16 protein-coding genes and 1 other RNA gene are annotated in these 20,273 nt (G+C 58.6%); 10 read left to right on the forward strand and 7 right to left on the reverse strand.

Annotated elements, in window-relative coordinates; all coding sequences use genetic code 11:
• Window positions 1–321: 321 nt before the first annotated feature.
• Genes B0G76_RS03895 through B0G76_RS43455 form a run of 3 tightly spaced genes read right to left on the reverse strand, consistent with a single transcriptional unit; the run spans window position 322 to window position 2,295 of the window.
• Window positions 322–1,290, reverse strand: a complete 969-nt coding sequence (locus B0G76_RS03895) for a sce7725 family protein (RefSeq protein ID WP_147394000.1) — start codon at window positions 1,288–1,290, stop codon at window positions 322–324.
• Window positions 1,291–1,316: 26 nt separating this feature from the next.
• Window positions 1,317–1,784: a hypothetical protein gene (locus B0G76_RS43450; RefSeq protein WP_259460887.1), complete on the reverse strand. Its 468-nt coding sequence runs from the start codon at window positions 1,782–1,784 to the stop codon at window positions 1,317–1,319.
• On the reverse strand, window positions 1,732–2,295 hold the full coding sequence (locus tag B0G76_RS43455) for a sce7726 family protein (RefSeq protein ID WP_259460495.1): 564 nt from the start codon (window positions 2,293–2,295) through the stop codon (window positions 1,732–1,734). The genes B0G76_RS43450 and B0G76_RS43455 overlap by 53 nt, the downstream gene beginning before the upstream one ends.
• Before the next feature lie 170 nt (window positions 2,296–2,465).
• On the opposite strand from B0G76_RS43455, the gene B0G76_RS42410 reads away from it, so the two are divergent.
• From B0G76_RS42410 to gmtX, 4 genes are all read left to right on the forward strand, one after another.
• The gene (locus B0G76_RS42410) at window positions 2,466–2,777 is read left to right on the forward strand and encodes a hypothetical protein (RefSeq protein WP_147394001.1); all 312 of its coding nucleotides are present in this window, start codon (window positions 2,466–2,468) and stop codon (window positions 2,775–2,777) included.
• Window positions 2,778–3,296: 519 nt separating this feature from the next.
• Window positions 3,297–4,763: a gamma-mobile-trio recombinase GmtY gene (gmtY, locus tag B0G76_RS03905; protein ID WP_183081987.1), complete on the forward strand. Its 1,467-nt coding sequence runs from the start codon at window positions 3,297–3,299 to the stop codon at window positions 4,761–4,763.
• 6 nt (window positions 4,764–4,769) lie between these two features.
• Entirely contained in the window at window positions 4,770–7,679 is a 2,910-nt protein-coding gene (locus B0G76_RS03910; protein ID WP_120290259.1) for a VPA1269 family protein, read from the forward strand.
• Window positions 7,676–8,371 carry a gamma-mobile-trio protein GmtX gene (gene gmtX, locus B0G76_RS03915; RefSeq protein ID WP_120290261.1) on the forward strand — a complete coding sequence of 232 codons (696 nt, stop codon included), beginning with the start codon at window positions 7,676–7,678 and terminating at the stop codon, window positions 8,369–8,371. The genes B0G76_RS03910 and gmtX overlap by 4 nt, the downstream gene beginning before the upstream one ends.
• 64 nt (window positions 8,372–8,435) lie before the next feature.
• Here gmtX and ssrA read toward each other — a convergent pair.
• The 4 genes from ssrA to ompA form a co-directional block, all read right to left on the reverse strand.
• Window positions 8,436–8,810, reverse strand: a transfer-messenger RNA (tmRNA) gene (ssrA, locus tag B0G76_RS03920).
• 470 nt (window positions 8,811–9,280) lie between these two features.
• A complete protein-coding gene (locus tag B0G76_RS03925; protein ID WP_120290263.1) occupies window positions 9,281–9,994 on the reverse strand; it encodes an HAD family hydrolase in 714 nt (237 codons plus the stop codon).
• A 32-nt stretch (window positions 9,995–10,026) separates the two neighbouring features.
• Entirely contained in the window at window positions 10,027–10,725 is a 699-nt protein-coding gene (gene ubiG, locus B0G76_RS03930) for a bifunctional 2-polyprenyl-6-hydroxyphenol methylase/3-demethylubiquinol 3-O-methyltransferase UbiG (RefSeq protein WP_120290265.1), read from the reverse strand.
• A gap of 218 nt (window positions 10,726–10,943) precedes the next feature.
• Window positions 10,944–11,591, reverse strand: a complete 648-nt coding sequence (gene ompA / locus B0G76_RS03935; RefSeq protein WP_054037229.1) for an outer membrane protein OmpA — start codon at window positions 11,589–11,591, stop codon at window positions 10,944–10,946.
• Window positions 11,592–12,090: 499 nt separating this feature from the next.
• On the opposite strand from ompA, the gene gyrA reads away from it, so the two are divergent.
• The 6 genes from gyrA to B0G76_RS03965 all read left to right on the forward strand — a co-directional run bounded on the left by gyrA (window position 12,091) and on the right by B0G76_RS03965 (window position 20,256).
• Window positions 12,091–14,727, forward strand: a complete 2,637-nt coding sequence (gene gyrA / locus B0G76_RS03940) for a DNA gyrase subunit A (protein ID WP_120290267.1) — start codon at window positions 12,091–12,093, stop codon at window positions 14,725–14,727.
• A 134-nt stretch (window positions 14,728–14,861) separates the two neighbouring features.
• Entirely contained in the window at window positions 14,862–15,464 is a 603-nt protein-coding gene (locus B0G76_RS03945) for a DUF2059 domain-containing protein (RefSeq protein WP_063496923.1), read from the forward strand.
• 352 nt (window positions 15,465–15,816) lie between these two features.
• Window positions 15,817–16,899 (forward strand): 3-phosphoserine/phosphohydroxythreonine transaminase, encoded by a 1,083-nt coding sequence (gene serC, locus B0G76_RS03950; RefSeq protein ID WP_120296190.1) that lies wholly within the window; start codon window positions 15,817–15,819, stop codon window positions 16,897–16,899.
• Window positions 16,900–16,977: 78 nt separating this feature from the next.
• Entirely contained in the window at window positions 16,978–18,060 is a 1,083-nt protein-coding gene (pheA, locus tag B0G76_RS03955; protein WP_120290269.1) for a prephenate dehydratase, read from the forward strand.
• Window positions 18,061–18,141: 81 nt separating this feature from the next.
• Complete coding sequence (gene hisC, locus B0G76_RS03960; protein ID WP_120290271.1) at window positions 18,142–19,254, forward strand: histidinol-phosphate transaminase; 1,113 nt, start codon at window positions 18,142–18,144, stop codon at window positions 19,252–19,254.
• Window positions 19,255–19,305: 51 nt separating this feature from the next.
• Entirely contained in the window at window positions 19,306–20,256 is a 951-nt protein-coding gene (locus B0G76_RS03965; RefSeq protein WP_120290273.1) for a prephenate dehydrogenase/arogenate dehydrogenase family protein, read from the forward strand.
• Window positions 20,257–20,273 lie beyond the last annotated feature (17 nt).

Raw genomic sequence — 20,273 nt, forward strand, 5'->3', positions numbered from 1 at the left:
CGCTTAGTCTGAAGCAATCCGTCTTGCCGGGCTTGCGCGAGAGCCTTCCGTTCCGATGTGTCACAAGCGTTTTGGCCTGTCACAAGACATTGTTCGAGAAGCTGTGACCGCAGTGGTCAAGCCGATGCAGACACAACGTGAGGCTCATTGAGTCGTAGTGCGCGACAGATGTCTTCCGCTTCCGGCTGCTCGACAAGGACGAGCGCTTCAGCAGCCGCGCACGTACGGCTGGAATGTCACGCTCGGACGCGGCGTCACCACAATGGTCGCCCTGCGCACGGTTTCGCTGAGCGACCATCAATCGCATGGGTGCCCCCTCGCTCAGAGCTGGCCCGTGAGCAGTTGATGCATCAGAGCGACATGGTGATAAATCTGCCGCTCTTTGCTCTTCCCCAACCCAGGATAGTGTTGTGCCGCGACATCGGCAGCGTAATCCTGCAATGCTTGGTCGTTGCCGAATTTTCGCGGAAACTGACGAGCGCGCGTGACAAGTTTCCCTGCGGCCTGGAGAAATTTCTCGCCGACGGTGCCAACGTCGAGTTCGACGTCGTCGGAAACGAAGTGCTCAACCCAAACGTCTCCGCCGCGCTCCTTGAACGTGCCGTGTATCGCCACCGCGGCGGCAGGACCGCCACCCGCTTCAAATGTCGCCCCAAGAATTGGGTAATCACCGAAGCCGACAGCTACTTGTTGATAGTTCAAATGTCGGTCGGTGAAGAACTCGATGCCGTCGTAGTCGGCATTGCGCGCCTTGCGTTGGAAGTCATCGCGAATATCCACAACCTTTCCACGAGGAAGCATTGCTCGATGCGCCGCGCTCATCCGCTCGTGCAGGTTGATATGGAATCGAATGTTCGCCCTATCTGCCAGCCGTTGTACCTGAGCGTCCGACAGCCGCGCATTCATGTACATCAGGGCAACGTCGCGGCCACGATATTGCGCGAGGAAATCTCTGATTTGCTCTGCAGTCGTCGCTTGCGAGCATAGCAGGCCAGGAATCAGAGAACCATGCGCGTCAATAGCTTCCTCGATAGGCTCAATCCAACCGTCGAGGCCACGGCCATGGAACTCGTGCTGGTAGGGGTTTGTAACAACAATCAGATTGTCGTTAGCCGCCCCGAAATCGTTCAACAATCGTTGCAGCGGCGCATGGGCTCGATTGACAGGTTCAAGTATCGGAATCACGACATCTCGCAGCGGGTAGTTACCGCGCAACGAACGCATTGCCAACATCTCAGACTGTCGAGCGTATAGATATGGAAAGTACAAAGTTTTGGCCCTCTCTCTCATTCCGCCATGCAGGCGTAGAGAGAGCCTCAGACGAGCTGGAAGCCGACGTTCTCTCTCAGTGCAGAGAGTGCGGTTTCTCTCTGGCGCCCCGACAACGGAGTGGCGTAGCCAAGCACGCGCAAGCTTTCTGGCAGCGCGGTAACAAAGCGCACGGTTTCCCCGTCGGTTTTTCTTTTTCTTAATGCGCTGACGAAGATAGCATGCGCTTCTAGGGGCGTAAACTCTTGGAAGACTTGGCCGCAATAGGCTTGAATAATCCCGGACGGTTTCACTACAGGCTCGCCAACTTTCTTCGAAACTGCATCGACATATTCGGCTTTTTGGAGACAACTGAATATGGTGCTGGGTGCGACGTTGTTCCGGTTGGTCAAAGGCTCGCGAATCTGCTGCAAGGAGCCTCGCTCGGTCAGCACAAGGACACCCACGCGCGGGTCAACGATGTCAGCGTAGTTTTCCGCGCAGCGCGGATGGGTCACCAAAACAAACGCGGTCAAACGCAGCCAAGTAGTTCGAGGTTTGTGTAGTGAGACGTCGCGGTGTGTCGAACTCGGTTTTTATTTCGTAGGCCGTCGACGTGCCGTTGAAGACCGCAACGTCGACAATTGAGCGTCCGACGGGAAGCTCTACGTGCAGCGACGCAGTATTCGGACTGTGCCTTCCAAACACTATCCGGCCGGCAATTTCAGTCTTGTAGACGAACTCGTTGCGGTAAGCTCGTCGAATCTCGAGCCACGCAGACTCAAATAATGATGCTAACGGCTGGCCCTTGGCCGCTGTCAACAGTCCGTGCTCCGCCAGGAACCCGAGCGCTACCTGCCAGTTTCCAGACCGCGCAATATCCGTAAATACCGGTCGCGTGAACATCCGCGCGAGCAGCCGCAACCGCTCGGCCGAACTCAAGGTTCGGCGCGATGCGCATAATTTCTCGGGCGGAGCGACGAATTGCAAAGCAGTCATTTGGTCCGGGTTGTGGTCAGCGGGTGTACCTGACGGGTCGGTCGTCATTGTAAGCCCGGCGCCGTTTTCATTGCCAGGTCTCGGAAATCAGTGCCAGCTTCTTTTTGGTTGCCCAGGCCGCGGGACGTTTTCTCGCTACATAACCACGCATCGCCCCTCCACCCGTCGCTCAAAACGAACCGCGCCTCTGCGCCCCTCTCGCGATGAAGAAGTCGGTCATGGCCAACGAACCGCCTCAACACGATGGTCGATGCCGTCATAATTTCAGCGCGGTGGCCCCACGTTTAACCAGATTTCCTCCGGTCATTTTCATTTGCCTTGTCGCATGCAGGGCACGCGAACAGTATCCCAACGCTGGCACTCAGCGATGCCGCGACGGCTTTCTCTTTCAATGGTCGGAAATTGGCGCGGTTGCCCAGCAAATTTTAGAGCTCGGCGGTGCGTATATCTGTAAAAAGCGCCTATGCAACTTGCACATATATCACCTAAAACAAATTGAGCAAATGATTGCTCTTTTATTTGCTCGTTGAAATGTCGTCTGCATCCGGCAGTCGCCATACTAGAAGGGGTTTTCAGTCACTACTGTCTAGGTTTTGCATAATTACTAGCTTGTATTTTTGTTAACTACGGGAGGCCAATTTTAATGGTATATCGTTAAATGAGATTCTGATTCGACCTTAAAAAAACTTTGATAATTTTTTGTTTATCGGTTAGTCTATTTTTCAGGCGCAATGCCGAATTGAAACTATTCGTGACCTGACCGTATTCTCTTCGCGCCAACCGCTCGCGAGTCTCTCTATCTATGAGTGGATACCATTGAGAGGCTCGCGAAATGAGATTTGGCAAGATTTGTGACGGCGGACAGAGGTTCACGGCCTGTGGCCACGCTGTACCGCGGGCTTTTGGGCGCATCCTGAGGCGTTCCCCGTCGCTGCGCGAGACGACAGGCCGCCGTGAGAAGCTCAGCTGTGTCACCGCTTTTGGCCGGCCAGTTGTCCCGCTGGCCAGCCGCGTGACCCCCTTGCAAGCTGACCCGTGCGGGGACGTCCGTGTTTGAGTCAACGGTCACCCGAGGGCGCGTATTCACCGACGAGACTGGTATCTCGTACGTGATTCCCGTCCTCCTGACCATAAACGGCCCGGTCGAGGTCCTGGTCGACTACCTGCTTGAACATTGGGATTCTCGCAGTCCAGCCTGGATGCTGAAGGTAGTCCGAGCAGTGCGGTTGTTCTTGGATTACGTAGACGCGCACCCCGGCTACGACGATGAGCAAGCCGTATTTGTGAATTTCCGGCAGCGTCTGCTCACAGGGTCCATCAGCGTCACGGGAGACGACCCTAGCGGCCTATGGTGGACCGCCCGACGATTCGGCGAATCGAGTCGCATCATCATCAACCTCACAGACTTCTTCAACTGGTGGGCAGAGAAGTATCCCGGTAAGCACAATCCAGCCAAGACTTGGGTGGGAAGTCGATACGACCGGCGATTGGCCGAAGCGGCTTACATATATCGGCGGAACTCTGCTTTCCTTGGGCACACCTGGTCCACAGTTCAGGAAACGAGTCGTACTCCTGGTCAGCATAGCGGGACACGATACCGGCACAAGACTCCGCGGGTCGAGCAGGAGGTGCCTCGCTCATTTCCTGAAAGCCGGATTCTGGACCTCATCCTGAAAGGGTTCAAAGTCGGTCGGAGATACAACTACCGCGACATGCTCATCACACTCCTGCTCAACGGAGCGGGCTTCCGTATGTCAGAACCGTTCCATCTCTATCTTTGGGACGTGATGGAGGACCCAAGTCACAAGGGACGAGCATTGGTGCTCATCCACCATCCCACTTGGGGGGCAGGGCCTCTCGACCCGAAGTGGGTCGATGCAGCCGGTAATCAGCGGACAGGTAATCGCGCTGAGTACCTAGCTGAGCGATTCGGACTTGCACCGCGTGACTGGGACTTGTCCACCTCTGCGGCCGGCTGGAAAGGAGGTATGCACGAGACGCAATTTGGTGGTTATTACAAACAAGCGTACTGGTTTGTGCCGGAGTTTGGAGAACTCTTCTGGGACATCTGGCACCTGTACATGGAACAGGTCCAACGGATAGACCCGGCTTTGCGTCATCATCCGTTTGCGTTTCTAAATACGGCCCGTGACCCCAAGGGAGCTCCCTACAAAATCGGGAAGTTCGAAGAGTCTCACGCGGATGCAGTGCGTCGTATCGGGCTAATCCCGGCTATGCACTTCGGTACTCACGTTCATGGGCATCGCCATGCTTACGGAACACGGCTTCGTAAGGCTGGAGTCAGCAAAGAGATGATTCGACGGTTCATGCACCACGTCGACCTCCAGAGTCAAGACGTGTACACCGCAGCGGACCGCGCGGAGTGCATAGAGCATCTGGCCAAAGCAGTCGACAGGCTTAACACGATGAGTGCGGAGCTTCGCGCCCAAATCGTCAAGGTGAACCGGGACCACGCTTCGAATCTGTTATCTCCTTCAATACATCAGTATAGCTAAGCCACCATGAGAAAGAAAAAGAAGCTTTCTAGGTCGTACGTCAAAGCGAAGAAGGTAGCTGCATCGTTTGATAGCATCCGAGAAGCCCTTGCGGCTGAGTGTCAGAGAGACAAAGATTCTGGAATATCGTTTGCACAAATCGCAGACAAGCTTAACCGTCAAGGGCTCCGCACAAAGACTGGTCGACTATGGTGTCAAGGTAACGTTTTTCATTTGCTTAAGAACCCTAAGCCTCCTGTTGAAAAGCCGAAGTCCAAAGCGGCTGTTGCACGTGAAAAGCGTGCCAAGAAGGGAATGCTGCGACGCACTGATAAGCGGTTAGGATGGGTTGCTGCGGAACATCCTGAACTTGAGAAGTGGCGTGTACTTGCCGTCCAGTGGCTTAAAGGTAAGGACCAAGGGCTCGGAGCCGCCCTGCAAGGCGTGAACAATTTCATCGGATTCTTGGTTAAGTGCAAGCTGCCGGTGGAGCCGGCTGAACTTTTTCTTTCACGAACAAAGGTGCCTGACCTTTACGAAACAACTTGGGGAAAAATTCGCACGCGAAACCTAGTGGTTCTTAACAACCTGGTTTATTCATTTCTCGAATGGGTGCTGACGCAGCCTGACTTTTGCGAGGAGGATGACTTTGGTCGGCTTGAAACGTCGCCTGCGTTTCGAAATCCGGTTCCCCGTCTGTCCGCAAGTGGACTGATGACTCATGTTGAAAGCGTCCGGGCAACATTGCCCTATGGGTATATCGAAGAGCTCCGAGAGATGATTGCTGAGGGGCCGGATTTTCGTGACTGGGTGTGGGCCCAAGGTGCCTTGGGAAAGACCCCCGCGGAAGTAGTCAGAGGCTTGCATCCCCAACTGGCTTCGACTTGGAAGGATGCGGAAGACGTCGATAAGATAGCGCCCATATGGTTTGAGGTTGACAAGAATCTGATAGACGAGTCCGACCCGGATTGTGTGTGGCGTATCAGGGAGCGGGTTATTAGGGCGGAACCTGGCATTGCGTACGGAAGCCATAGGACAGAGACCATCTATGAGATGTGGAGTCCAGTGCGGTGGGTCGCTCTCTTGGTAAAGCTGCAACTTCCATTGCGTACATTTCAAGTACGGATGCTTGACTCGGGTGAGGCGGATACCTGGCGATGGCAAGGCGGTGATTGGAAGTTGAACCAAGGTGGCCTCGCGCTCGGGTCCGAGTCAAAGCCTTACGCAAACGGTGTCTTTTTGAGACCGACCGCAATCGCAGATGGGGTTGCGAAGTTGCTGCTGCACGTCAACACAAACAAGACGGCGGACATTGGTAAGGAAGGCAATCAGAAGGGATACGATGTTCCCTGGATGGTGGACGGGCCACCTCACCAGAACCCTTTCTATTGGTTCGAGAAGCTGCGCCGGTGGCAAGAAAAGTACAACCCGCTGAAAAAGCTGACGCAATGGAAGGATTTGGACACCAGACACCTTCCGGTCAAATCCGACGTGCAGCTTGCGGCCTATCCGGACACGGCCTTTCTATTTCGGACGCCGGAGACGACGGACCGTCCTGATTTTCCTTTGACCATCACGGTTATGGACCGTCCGTGGTTTTTGTGTTTGCAGAGGCTCGAGCAACGGCTTGAAGCTCGCGGAGAAAAGTTACCAGGCGGGAGACCTATTCGTCTGCTGCCTGACGCGGCACTGCACAAGCGGAATGTCACTACGACCTTGTTCCCGTTGCACAGTCTACGTGTGTCGCTTATCACAGCCCTAGCGATTGACGGTGAGGTACCGCTTGCAATCTTGCAGAAGATTGCTGGCCACAGCCGCTTGGTCATGACGCTGTATTACACAAAGCCCGGTGTGCAGCACGCGATGCAAGCCATACAGGCGGGAGTGGAGCGCCTGAATGAGGCGGCAGGGGACACTATCATCGATTGGCTTGCTAACGCGGAGTACACACAACTCGTCAGAAATATCATCGCAAACAGCCCTGCAAGCCTCGCCGCAGCGGTTCCGGAGCACGTTCAAACGCGTACACCCGCCGGCTGGATGGTGATGGTTGACGGGCTGTGCCTCGTGGGAGGAAACACTTCAGAAGTGGAAACGTCAGGTTGCCACAACGGCGGTCCAAACATCGGCAATGACACTAATCCTCGATACGCTCCCACGCCGGGAGGTCCCCGGAATTGTCCTCGTTGCCGATGGTTCATCACACTGCCGGCTTTTTTGCCGCAGCTTGCAGCTCGTTGGAACAACGTGATGTATCACTGCACTGAAGCTAAGCTGCAGGTGGTCATTGCTGAAAAGCGGTTCCGGGAACTCGATGATTGGCGTGCCGAAGTGTTGTTCGAAGACAAACCCTTCGAGCAGCAGAAGCAATATGTAGAGGCCGAACGACAGCGGGAGCAAGCCATCACCAAGTTCGACAACCTCACGATGACAGTTGCAGCTGTCACGAAGTTGATTACACAGTGCCGCCGAGCGCTGAAAAACGGAGACGATACCGCGCTTGTCGCAAATGGAGGCATCGCAGAATTTGATTTTGCAATCGAGGAAGTTGACTCCGAGCTGTTGCAACTCTCCGGCGTCTGCGAAGGGTCCATTCTGTATCCGGACCTCGACCCGGGAAAGGCTGTGCTCCGGCAGAGCCAAATTCTGGATGCAGCACTCATGCGTGATGACATGAGACCGGCCTTCCTCCTGCTCACGGAAGAGGAGCAGAAGCTCGCGGGCAGTGCCGCGATGCGCCACTTGGCCCAGCGGATGAATCCCGACAATCCCGGCCTGGGACGCTACGAGGTCATCTCGCTCATCGATGCAGGAGCCTCTTTGAAGGACCGACTGGGCCCGGCAGTAGATGAAGCGTTGAGGTTCGTAACGGGAGCTGAGCCTCCGCGGCACGTCATTTCTTTCGAAGGTCGGCTCGAGCCGGTGGCCGCCCCATGAAAGAAACTACCGACATGCATCCCAACACAGTTCTCGAAGCGATGTTGGCTTTAGGGGCGCACCCGACAAAGCGTCGCAATCTGAACCTGATTCATCAGGTTTGCGAGGAACGGCACAAACTAGGGAGCCGAGACTTCACGCTTCGGTCCATAGGCGAGTTCGTCGAAGCTCGTGGCGGCTTGAAGGTCAAGGCGCTTTGGAACGAGACCTCTGAGGACTATCGAAAGCTCATTGAGGCTTGGGAGGCGTTCGCGGGCGACCCGCCAAGCTCTCGACGGGTGGAGAAGCCTAATCCGGCAGACGCGCTGCTACGAACGATTTCTGACCCTGCCACGCGCATCATTGTGGAGAAGCTCGTCCGAGACAATAAAGCTCTGCGTGCTGAGGTGAATATTCTGAAGTCTCAAACGACCTTGACCATCGACCGGCGGCCCATTGCAGCCACGAAAACGGCACAGGAAACGACGGACAGCGGGGTCACGGTAGAAGTCCATACCGGCCCGTCATTGAGCGTACTGGAGCGTGAAGCGCTTGAACACGCCGTGTCGAAGACGTTCTGGGATGACGAAGGGTGGGTAGAAGAAAAGCACGGCCGAATAGTGCGCTCGGCGGGACCGAACGGGTTGTCACGTACTATCTTCAAGCCAGGCTTCGTGACAGCGATTCGCCGGATACTCGACGCCAAAAAATGAATATGAGGGCGCCTGCGGTCGAAAGTGAAAAGGCCCTGCTGCGTTAGCAGCCAGGGCCTTAGATTGGTGGAGCTGGGGGGAATCGAACCCCCGTCCGCAAGACTTTGCCAACAAGTTCTACATGCGTAGCTGACTGATTTGAGTCTCGCCATTACCGTCGCCCAGCAGCAGGCTACGGTAACCGCCAGTCACTAAGTCTCGTCCAGAACCGAGTGACCCAGTCCTGAACCAGCCAATGTAAATGACCGCTCTGTCTCTAGCCTTTCAGCCTTCAACCCGGACCATCGGCCTGCCGGTGAGCGGCTCGCCGCGATTAAGCAGCGAGAGCGTACGAGTTATCGTTTGCGCTTAAGTGTTTTCCAGACAGATTAACGAGCGAACTGGAGTGCTCGGCATGCCCTTCCTGACGCCATACCCACGTCGAAACCAGGTCAGCCCCGGAAACTCTATTTTACCAGCGTTCGCAGACCCGCTGGTCACTCGGCAGAGGCGCTGTTACGCGTCCGCTGCCTTTGATGCATCTATGGATGTCTATGGAAACATCCATACTTCAGAATCGGCCCGAAACCCACAGTGGGCGGCGTTGCTCTCTCAAGTATGGAGGCTTAGGGGGGCGGAGCGTTTTCAGTTACGTTTTTCCCATTGATTAACGAGGTGACGGGTCCTCGGTATGCCCTAGCCGCTTCGCAACCCCTGTCGAAACCAGGTCGCCCCCGCGGTTCGTTGCCCAATACTTATGGGCCAACGTAGATTTTACAATAGTTTGACGGCCACGTCCCAGGTGATTGTCTGGCCGTCTTGCTATCTCGCTGTCTCGACGCATTGCTGCACTGTCGCGGCGAGGAGGCAAGACGCCGCATTGCGTTGTGTGCGCCGCATCTGCCGCGTTCGCTGCACGCGCTCAACCGCTTACTCGATGTCGCGCAGCAGCTTCTGCAATTCAGCAGGTGATTGCACGACATGCTGCGCGTGCCATTGCGTCGGCGGAATATCGTTGCCGCAGTACCCGTAGGCGGCCGCGATGGTCTTCATGCCGGCCGCGAAACCCGCCTGCACATCGCGCAGGTCGTCGCCGACATAGACGATACGCTCCGGCACCACATCCAGTTCGCGCGCAGCGTGCAACAGTGGCGCGGGGTGTGGCTTCGAGTGCGATGTCGTGTCGCCGCTCACCACGCAGCCCGCGCGTTCTTCGAGGCCGAGTTGCGCAACCAGCGGCTCGGTGAGCCTTGCCACCTTGTTCGTCACGATGCCCCAGCGCACGCCCCGTGCGTCGAGATCGTCGAGCAATTCGGGGATGCCGGGAAACAGCGTGGTCTCGATGCACAAGTCCGCCTCGTAGTTGGCGAGAAACTCCTCGCGCATCGACATGAACTCGTGATCCTCAGGGCCGATGCCGAAGGCCCCGCCGATCAGTCCGCGCGCACCCGCGGACGCGAGCGGCCGCAGGTCTTCGAGCGGCACCATCTCGAGGCCGCGATCATGTCGCATCTTGTTGACGGCAGCCGCGAGGTCGGGCGCGGTGTCGGCCAGCGTGCCGTCGAGGTCGAACAGGACAGCCTGGCAAAGACCGAGCGCGTTGTCGTTGTCTTCGCGTTGGGGCAGGGGCGTGGGATCGCTCATTGATTGGATTGAGTCCGGCAGGTCGGGGCGGATCAGACGTCGCGGCGGCAGGCGAGCATGTAGTTCACGCTCGAGTCGGCGGACAACGTGAAATGCTTGCTGAGCGGGTTATAAACGATACCTTTGATGTCTACCGTGCGCAGGCCTGCGGCACGCACGAAGCCCGCCAGCTCCGACGGACGGATGAAGCGCGCGTAATCGTGCGTGCCCTTAGGCAGCATTCGCGCGATATATTCGGCGCCGATTACCGCGAACAGATACGACTTCACATTGCGATTCAGGGTGGAGAAGAACACCCAGCCGCCCGGTTTCACCAGTGTCTTGCATGCCTCGACGATGGCGGCCGGTTCGGGCACGTGCTCGAGCATTTCCATGCAGGTAACGACGTCGAACGTGCCCGGTTCGCGGGCCGCGAGTGCTTCAGCGGCGATTTCTTCGTAATTGACGGTGACACCGCTTTCGAGGCTGTGAAGATCCGCCACGCCGAGCGCCTGGCTCGACAGGTCGATTCCCTTCACGTGCGCTCCCAATCCAGCCATCGACTCCGACAGAATGCCGCCACCGCAGCCGATATCCAACACGGTTTTGCCCGCGAGATGCGCGTGCGTGTCGATCCAGCTCAGGCGAACCGGATTGAGTTCATGCAGCGGTTTGAATTCGGCGTTAGGGTCCCACCAACGGTGTGCGAGGTCGCTAAATTTCTGCAGTTCGTGGGGATCGGCGTTGGTCATAGCGGAAACTGCCTCGATAAGAGCGTTGAGCGGGCGCTCGAGGATAAACCCTGAGTATATAGGCCGAGCGACAGGGCGGCAAAATGCCGCGCAGCGGCTGGCGCGTCCTGTTCCGGCAGTCGGGCGCGTACTCGGAGGAGAGAGCGAGCGGCGCCCACGGCAGCGGCATAAAAAAAGCCCCGCGGAAGCGGGGCTTTGATACTGCGGTAATTTGTAGCTTACTGCTTCGAAGTACCGACAACTTCGACTTCCACGCGACGATCCGGTGCGAGGCAGGCGACGAGTTGCTTGTGGTTCTTCTGGTTGCAACCGGTCGTGACCGGGTTGCGCTTGCCCTTGCCTTCCGTATAGATACGGTTGGATTCGATGCCCTTGCTGACGAGGTACGACTTCACAGCTTGAGCACGGCGCAGCGACAGACGGTCGTTGTACTTGTCCGAACCGATACGGTCCGTGTAACCCGTTGCGACGATGACTTCCAGGTTCAGCGAACCGACCTTCGATGCCAGATCGTCCAGCTTCTCCTTGCCAGCCGGCTTCAGGATAGCCTTGTCGAAGTCGAACAGAGCGTCAGCTTGATACGTAATCTTTTGGCTCGTAATAGCCGGTGCAGGTGCGACCGGAGCCGGCGGGGTCGGAGCCTGGGCAACCAGGGCGCCATCGCACTTAGCGTTGGCCGTTGCCGGCGTCCAGAATGCATCGCGCCAGCAAAGCTCGTTCGTGCCGTTCATCCACACGTATTCGCCGGTACCATTCACCCAGTTGTCGTTCGTAGCTTGTCGCGACGCCGGCACCGATTGCGCCATGGCGGATGCAGCCATAACTGCGGTAGCTGCAATGAACGCGAGCTTTGAAAGTTTATTCATATTTCTCCTCTCGAAATTGAGATTACCGCAGGTTTACTGCGAGCCTGTTGACGAAGACAAGTCATACATTGCTCGAAGTATAACATCGGTGTAGAACAAAAAACGTGCTGTGTAGACTTCGAGCAGTGTCTAACTCTTTGTGCGTTGGCATTTTGCCATATCGTTCCCTTCCAACGATAAAAAAATCTGCCCCCGATCAAATCACCCTCCAATTGTGGTGCATGCGCAACAGAAGCAATCCGCTGTACCCACCGCCAGTCATGGCTGAGCGGCGGATTGGCCCACGCACGAATCGAGCCTGCCCCCGATTCGATAAGGGGGCGTCCAGGCGCCGTTTCCGTTCACCTGCTAATAGGTATACGTACCCCAGTCGGGGGCGGATGCGCGACATGTTAGAATCGCGTGATGCGTTGCGCCTGCAATGCTTTCGCGAAGGCGCGGCGAGTTGGGCTTCAAGCGAGCTTCACGCCGTCGCCTTGGCACGTAAAAGATACGGATAATGGATCAATTCGCCAAAGAGACTCTGCCAATCTCCCTAGAGGAGGAAATGCGCCGTTCGTATCTCGATTACGCGATGAGCGTGATCGTGGGGCGTGCGCTTCCCGATGTTCGCGATGGCCTGAAGCCGGTACACCGGCGCGTGCTGTACGCGATGCACGAACTGAACAACGACTGGAACCGGGCTTACAAGAAGTCGGCGCGTATTGTCGGCGACGTCATCGGTAAATATCACCCGCACGGCGACACGGCTGTCTACGACACGATTGTCCGTATGGCGCAGAATTTCTCGCTGCGCTATATGCTGGTGGACGGTCAGGGCAACTTCGGTTCGGTCGACGGCGACAACGCCGCGGCGATGCGGTACACCGAAATCCGCATGGCAAAGATCGGCCACGAACTGCTGGCCGACATCGACAAGGAAACGGTCGACTTCACGCCGAACTACGACGGCAGCGAAAACGAACCGGCCATCCTGCCGGCGCGTATTCCCAATCTGCTGATCAATGGCTCGTCCGGTATTGCGGTCGGCATGGCAACCAACATCCCGCCGCACAACCTCAACGAGGTTGTCGACGCATGTCAGCACCTGCTGAAAAACCCGGAAGCCACGATCGACGAACTGATCGAGATCATCCCGGCGCCTGACTTCCCGACCGCCGGCATCATCTACGGCGTGGCCGGTGTGCGCGATGGTTACCGCACGGGTCGCGGCCGCGTGGTGATGCGCGCGCTCACGCATTTCGAGGAAATCGACCGCGGTCAGCGCATGTCGATCATCGTCGACGAATTGCCGTATCAGGTGAACAAGCGCTCGCTGCTGGAGCGCATCGCCGAACTGGTCAACGAGAAGAAGCTCGAAGGCATCTCCGACATCCGCGACGAATCCGACAAGAGCGGCATGCGCGTCGTGATCGAGCTGAAGCGTGGCGAGGTGCCGGAAGTCGTTCTCAACAATCTGTATAAGGCGACCCAGCTTCAGGACACCTTCGGCATGAACATGGTCGCGCTGGTCGACGGCCAGCCGAAGCTGCTGAACCTGAAGGAAATGCTGTCGTGCTTCTTGTCGCATCGCCGGGAAGTGCTGACGCGGCGCACTGTATACGAACTGCGCAAAGCCCGAGAACGTGGTCATGTGCTCGAAGGTCTGGCAGTCGCACTCGCCAACATCGACGAGTTCATCGCGCTCATCAAGGCCGCGCCGACTCCGCCGATCGCGAAGCAGGAATTGATGGCGCGTCCGTGGGATTCGTCGCTGGTGCGCGAAATGTTGTCCCGCGCCGAGACGGAAAACGCGTCGGCTGGCGGTCGCGAGGCTTATCGTCCGGAAGGTTTGAATCCGTCCTTCGGCATGCAGTCCGACGGCCTCTACCGCTTGTCCGACACCCAGGCTCAGGAAATCTTGCAGATGCGTCTGCAACGCCTGACGGGTCTGGAGCAGGACAAGATCATCGGCGAGTACCGCGAAGTGATGGCGCAAATCGCCGACCTGCTGGACATTCTGGCTCGCCCGGAACGCATTACGGCGATCATCGTCGACGAACTGACGTCGATCAAGGCCGAATTCGGCGACGCGCGCCGCTCGAAGATCGAGCTGAACGCCACCGAGCTGAACACCGAAGACCTGATTACGCCGCAAGAGATGGTCGTGACCATGTCTCATGCCGGCTATGTGAAATCGCAGCCGTTGTCCGAATATCGCGCCCAGAAGCGCGGAGGTCGCGGCAAACAGGCGACTTCCATGAAGGAAGACGACTGGATCGACACGCTCTTCATCGCCAACACGCACGATCACATCCTGTGCTTCTCGAATCGCGGCCGCGTCTACTGGGTCAAGGTTTATGAAGTGCCGCAGGGGTCGCGGAACTCGCGCGGCCGTCCGATCGTCAATATGTTCCCGTTGCAGGACGGCGAAAAGATCACGGTCGTACTGCCGGTCAAGGAGTTCACGGCAGATAAATTCGTGTTCATGGCCACCGCGTTAGGAACGGTAAAGAAGACGCCGCTGGAAGCCTTCAGCCGGCCGTTGCGCAAGGGTATTATTGCGGTCGGTCTGGATGACGGCGACTACCTGATCGGCGCCGCCATCACGGACGGCCAGCATGACGTGATGCTGTTCTCGGATTCCGGCAAGGCAGTGCGTTTCGACGAGAACGACGTCCGTCCGATGGGCCGTGAGGCACGTGGTGTGCGCGGCATGCAGCTCGAAGACGGTCAGAGCGTGATCGCGTTGCTGGTGGCCGGCGACGAGCAGCAGTCGGTGCTTACCGCAACCGAAAACGGCTATGGCAAGCGCACGCCGATCACTGAGTACACGCGTCACGGGCGCGGTACGAAGGGAATGATTGCGATCCAGACGTCGGAGCGCAACGGCAAAGTCGTCGCCGCCACGCTGGTGGATCAGGAAGCGCAGATCATGCTGATCACCGATACGGGCGTGCTGATTCGTACGCGTGTCTCGGAAATTCGGGAAATGGGGCGCGCAACCCAAGGTGTTACACTCATCAGCCTTGACGAAGGGACCAAGCTTTCAGGTCTGCAACAGGTTGCTGAGGCGGAAGCGGAGGGTGATGTGGAAGGCGACACCGAAGGTCCTGCCGAAGGCGACAACGGCGGTGATGAGGGTGGTGCGGCCTGATCCGCGTCGGCGGTTTTCAGTCTCAGTTATTGGTTGAAAGCTGCGCAGGGAACAATGGCGTGTCAAGCCGGTGTCGGCCAGATACGCATCCCGTGCAGCTTGCAGTTCAAGTTAATTTCTCTTAGGGAGTAATGATGCAAAAACGATTCAAACAACTGATGTTGCTGGCTGCTCTCGTGCCGACTTTCGCTATGGCTCAAGCTCTGCAGAGCTCGGCTCCGGCGGCTCCGGCTGCTGCCGCGGCACCGGTTGATCCGGCCAAGCAGGCTGCAATCAAGGACCTGCTGGACGCAATCGACGCACAGAAGCTCGTTGGCGCAATCGGCAACAGCGCGCAAATGCAAGCTAAGCAACTGGTTCCGGCTATCCTGTCGGACGCCCTGAGCGAAAACAAGACGATGACGGACAAGCAGAAGCAGGCTTCCGTCCCGACGCTGCAAAAGAACGCTGTGCCGAAGCTGGTTGACGGCGCAGGCCAGGTGTTCGCAACGGATTCCTTCCGTCAGGACGCAATGCAAGCTCAGTACGACGCTTACGCGAAGTACTACAGCACGTCGGAAATCAAGGATCTGACGGCGTTCTACAAGAGCCCGACCGGCCGCAAGTTCATCCAGGTGCAAGACCAGGTTGGCCGCGACGTCGTGAATGGTTTGATGCAAAAGTACATGCCGCAATCGATCAAGGCAACGCGCGACCAGGCTGACAAGGAAGTCGCTTCGGTCAAGCCGGCTAAGTAAGCAAGCTAAGTAAGTAAGCTAAGCCAGCTAGTTGAGCCCGAAGGTCGAAAGGCTGCGCTGACGTCGCGCTAGCCGCCGCTTGGCAAGCTATTCGGCGTGCTGAGCGGCGTGCCGGGTTTGGCGGGTTGGCGGCGACAATGCGATAATGGCTGTTTGCGCACACGCGCAGACGGCCATTTTCTTTTTTTGAGCGCGAAATTGTCGCCAAACACGCGTCGTCAAACTCGCGTTGTCGAGTTCGCTGCGCTAACTTTGCAGTGGCTGCCGTTGCAGCGGCTGCCTTCGCGGCCGCCAACTTCGCCGATTTTTGCGCGATCTATTCGTTTTTCGCGCCAGCTTCCAGGATCTCACGATGCGCGTCTTTAATTTCTCCGCCGGCCCAGCAGCCATGCCCGAAGAAGTGCTGCGTCAGGCAGCCGACGAGATGCTCAATTGGCAGGGAAGCGGCATGAGCGTGATGGAAATGAGCCATCGCGGCAAAGAATTCATGTCGATCCATGAGGAAGCGCTAGTCGATCTGCGCGAGTTGCTCGAGGTGCCCGCCAGCCATCGCATCCTGTTTCTGCAAGGCGGCGGCCTCGGCGAAAATGCAATCGTGCCGATGAACCTGATGGGCGCGAAAGCGCGCGCGGATTTCGTCGTGACGGGTTCCTGGTCGCAGAAGTCGTTCAAGGAAGCGCAAAAGTACGGTACGGTGCATCTGGCGGCGAGCGGGCAAACGGCCGATGGCTTCACGCGCGCGCCGGCACGCTCGGAATGGCAACTGTCGGACGATCCCGCGTACGTGCATCTGTGCACCAACGAGACCATTCACGGCGTCGAGACGTTCGAGATTCCCGACCTCGGCGATATTCCGCTGGTGGCGGACGCCTCGTCGCACATCTTGTCGCGCCCGATGGACATCGCCAAATACGGCGTGCTGTTCGGTGGCGCGCAGAAAAACATCGGCATGGCGGGCGTGACGGTCGTGATCGTGCGCGAAGACATGCTGGGCCGCGCTCAATGGATTTGCCCGTCGGCATTTGAATGGAAAACCGTCGCCGAGAACAATTCGATGTACAACACGCCGCCCACCTACGCAATTTACGTCGCCGGGCTCGTGTTCAAGTGGTTGAAGAAGCAGGGCGGCCTTGCCGCGATGGAAGCGCGTAACCTCGAAAAATCGAAGCTGTTGTACGACGCGATCGATTCGAGCGGCTTCTATCTGAACAAGGTCGAGCGTGGCTCGCGCTCGCGGATGAACGTACCGTTTTTCCTCGCCGACGAGTCGCGCAACGAAGACTTCCTGGCCGGCGCGAAAGCGCGGGGAATGGTGCAGCTAAAGGGCCACAAGTCCGTCGGCGGCATGCGGGCGTCGATTTATAACGCCGTCCCGCTCGAAGGCGTCAAAGCGCTTGTCGAATACATGAAGGAATTCGAACAGCGCAGCGCCTGATCGTCTTCGATATTCAGGCACGCGCATCTTTTCCAGCACGCATTTGTGCAGCAGCTACCGACAGAGCCGTTTTCACGCATGGACGACGAACTCAATACCCGACTCAAGCCCCTTCGCGAACGCATCGACGCGCTCGACGCGCAGCTGATCGCACTCCTCAATCAGCGTGCCGCCGTGGCGCTCGAAGTGGGCGAGGTGAAGAAGCATTTCAATGCACCGGTGTTCCGCCCGGAGCGCGAACAGCAGGTGATCGCGCGCCTGCAGGATATGAGCGACGGCCCGCTGGCCAGCGAACATATCAGCGCGATCTGGCGCGAGATCATGGCCGCGAGCCGCGCGCTCGAAAAGACCATCAAGGCCGCGTATCTCGGGCCGGTCGGCACGTATAGCGAACAGGCCATGCACGAGTACTTCGGTCAGTCGATCGAAGGGTTGCCGTGCCCGTCGATCGACGAAGTATTCCGCTCGGTCGAAGCAGGCGCAGCCGAATTCGGCGTTGTGCCGGTCGAGAATTCGACCGAAGGCGCGGTGTCGCGCACGCTCGATCTGCTGCTGCAAACCCAACTCACGATCGGCGGCGAACTGGCCTTGCCGATTCACCACAATCTCCTGACGCTGAACGGCGGTCTCACCGGCGTGACTCGCGTATGCGCGCACGCGCAGGCGCTCGCCCAGTGCCAGGGCTGGCTCGCGACCAACGCGCCGCATCTCGAGCGTCAGGCTGTGTCGAGCAATGCCGAAGCCGCGCGCATGGCGGCGGACGATCCAACTGTCGCCGCGATCGCCGGCGATCGCGCCGCAACGCATTACGGTCTGCAGGTCGCGTACGCCCTCATCCAGGACGATCCGCACAACCGCACGCGTTTCGTGATGATCGGCAAGGAGCGCACCGGCGTCAGCGGGCGCGATCAGACGTCGTTGATCACTTCGGTGGCGAACGAGCCGGGCGCCCTGTTCAAGTTGCTCGAGCCGTTGGCCCGCCATAGCGTATCCATGACCCGTTTCGAGTCGCGCCCGGCGCGCGTCGGCACGTGGGAGTATTACTTCTATATCGACGTCGAAGGCCATCGCGACGAACCGGCAGTTGCCGCCGCGCTTGCCGAACTCGGCCAGAAGGCCGCGTTCCTGAAGATACTCGGCTCGTATCCGCGCGCCTGCTAATGTCTGTCGAGGCGCGCTCCTGCTGCTCGAGCGTGCCTGCCGCGAATTCATCCACTACTAATTAGTCGTTCGGAGATTTTCATGACAACGTCCTTCGGTCCTTCCTATGTGCGCGCGATTGCGCCTTACATCGCCGGCAAGCCGATTTCGGAAGTGGCCCGCGAGTTTGGCCTCGACGAAGCGACCATCGTGAAGCTCGCGTCGAATGAAAATCCGCTCGGCATGCCGGAATCGGCGCAGCGCGCCATGGCGCAAGCCGCCAGCGAACTCGGCCGCTATCCGGATGCGAATGCATTCGAACTGAAGACGGCGCTGAGCGAGCGTTACGGCGTGCCGGCCGACTGGGTCACGCTCGGCAACGGCAGCAACGACATTCTCGAAATTGCCGCGCACGCGCTCGTCGAGAAGGGGCAGTCGATCGTCTACGCCCAATACTCGTTCGCGGTCTACGCGCTCGCCACGCAAGGCGTGGGCGCGCGTGCGGTCGTCGTGCCGGCCGTTAAGTACGGCCACGACCTCGATGCGATGCTCGCCGCGATCACTGACGACACCCGGTTGATCTTCGTCGCGAACCCGAACAACCCGACCGGCACGTTCATCGAAGGCGCCAGGCTCGAAGCGTTTCTCGACAAGGTGCCGCGTCATGTGGCCGTGGTGCTCGACGAGGCGTACACGGAATATCTGCCGGAAGAAAAGCGCTACGACTCGATCGCGTGGGTGCGCCGTTATCCGAATCTGCTGGTTTCGCGCACGTTCTCGAAGGCGTTCGGCCTCGCGGGCTTGCGTGTCGGCTTTGCAATTGCGCAGCCTGAATTGACCGATTTGTTGAACCGTCTGCGTCAGCCGTTCAACGTGAACACGCTCGCGCAAGCCGCGGCGATCGCTGCGTTGAATGACACAGCGTTTCTGGAAAAGAGCGCGGCGCTGAACGCGCAAGGCTATCGCCGCCTGACCGAAGCGTTCGACAAACTCGGCCTCGAGTACGTGCCGTCGGACGGCAACTTCGTGCTGGTGCGCGTCGGCAACGACGACGCAGCCGGCAACCGCGTCAACCTCGAGTTGCTGAAGCAGGGCGTGATCGTTCGCCCGGTCGGCAACTACGGTTTGCCGCAATGGCTGCGCATCACGATCGGCCTGCCGGAAGAAAATGAAGCGTTCCTCGCGGCGCTCGAAAAGACGCTTGCCACCGCGTAAGCGGTTGACCTTGACCCACGCACCTAACTTGATGGAAGGCGCGCTTTTTCTGTGACCGACGTGGCCGCGTTCTCTTTTAACAAATTGGTGATTTTCGGTGTCGGCCTGATCGGCGGATCGCTCGCGCGCGCGTTGCGTGAGCTTGGCGAGCGCAGTGAGGTGACAGGCGCGCGCACGGTGATCGGTGTCGGGCGTTCGTCCGCGTCCACAGCGCGTGCGTTGGAGTTGGGCCTGATTGACGGATCCGCCGCATTGAACGACGAAGCCGCGTTGCGTGCTGCGCTGTCCGGCGCGGATATCGTGCTGCTTGCTACGCCAGTCGCGCAGACACAACCGTTGCTCGAACACATTGCGCCGTTTCTCGACGCCGGCACGATCGTCACTGATGCCGGCAGCACCAAGTCCGACGTGGTTGCGTCCGCCCGCGCGGCGCTCGGCGCGCGCATCGGCCAGTTCGTGCCGGGGCATCCGATTGCCGGCCGTGAAGCGAGCGGCCCGGATGCGGCGTTGCCAGATCTGTACGTGAATCGCAACGTCGTGCTGTGCCCGCTGCCAGAGAACACGCCGGAAGCGGTCGAACACGTTGCCGCGATGTGGCGTGCCACGGGCGCTTGCGTGCGTGACATGACGCCCGAGCAGCATGACCGCGTGCTCGCATCGGTCAGCCATTTGCCGCACGTTTTGTCTTTCGCGCTGGTCGAGCAGATTCTCAGTTCGCCCGACGCCGCGCTGAAATTCTCATTTGCCGCCGGCGGTTTCCGCGACTTCACGCGGATCGCCGCGTCGAGCCCGGAAATGTGGCGCGACGTGTGCGTGGCAAATCGCGCCGCGTTGCTCGACGAACTCGATGCATACACGGCGGTGCTTACACGCATGCGCGCGGCGATCGAAGCAGGCGACGGCGCCGCGCTCGAAGCCGTGTTCGCGCGCTCGCGGGTCGCACGTAGCGAATGGCAGGAACAGCGCACTGCCGGGGCTGCGCCCGGCGACGCCTCGAAATAACCGGAATTGGACTCAAT

It is taken from the genome of Paraburkholderia sp. BL23I1N1 (assembly GCF_003610295.1).
Taxonomy (GTDB): domain Bacteria; phylum Pseudomonadota; class Gammaproteobacteria; order Burkholderiales; family Burkholderiaceae; genus Paraburkholderia.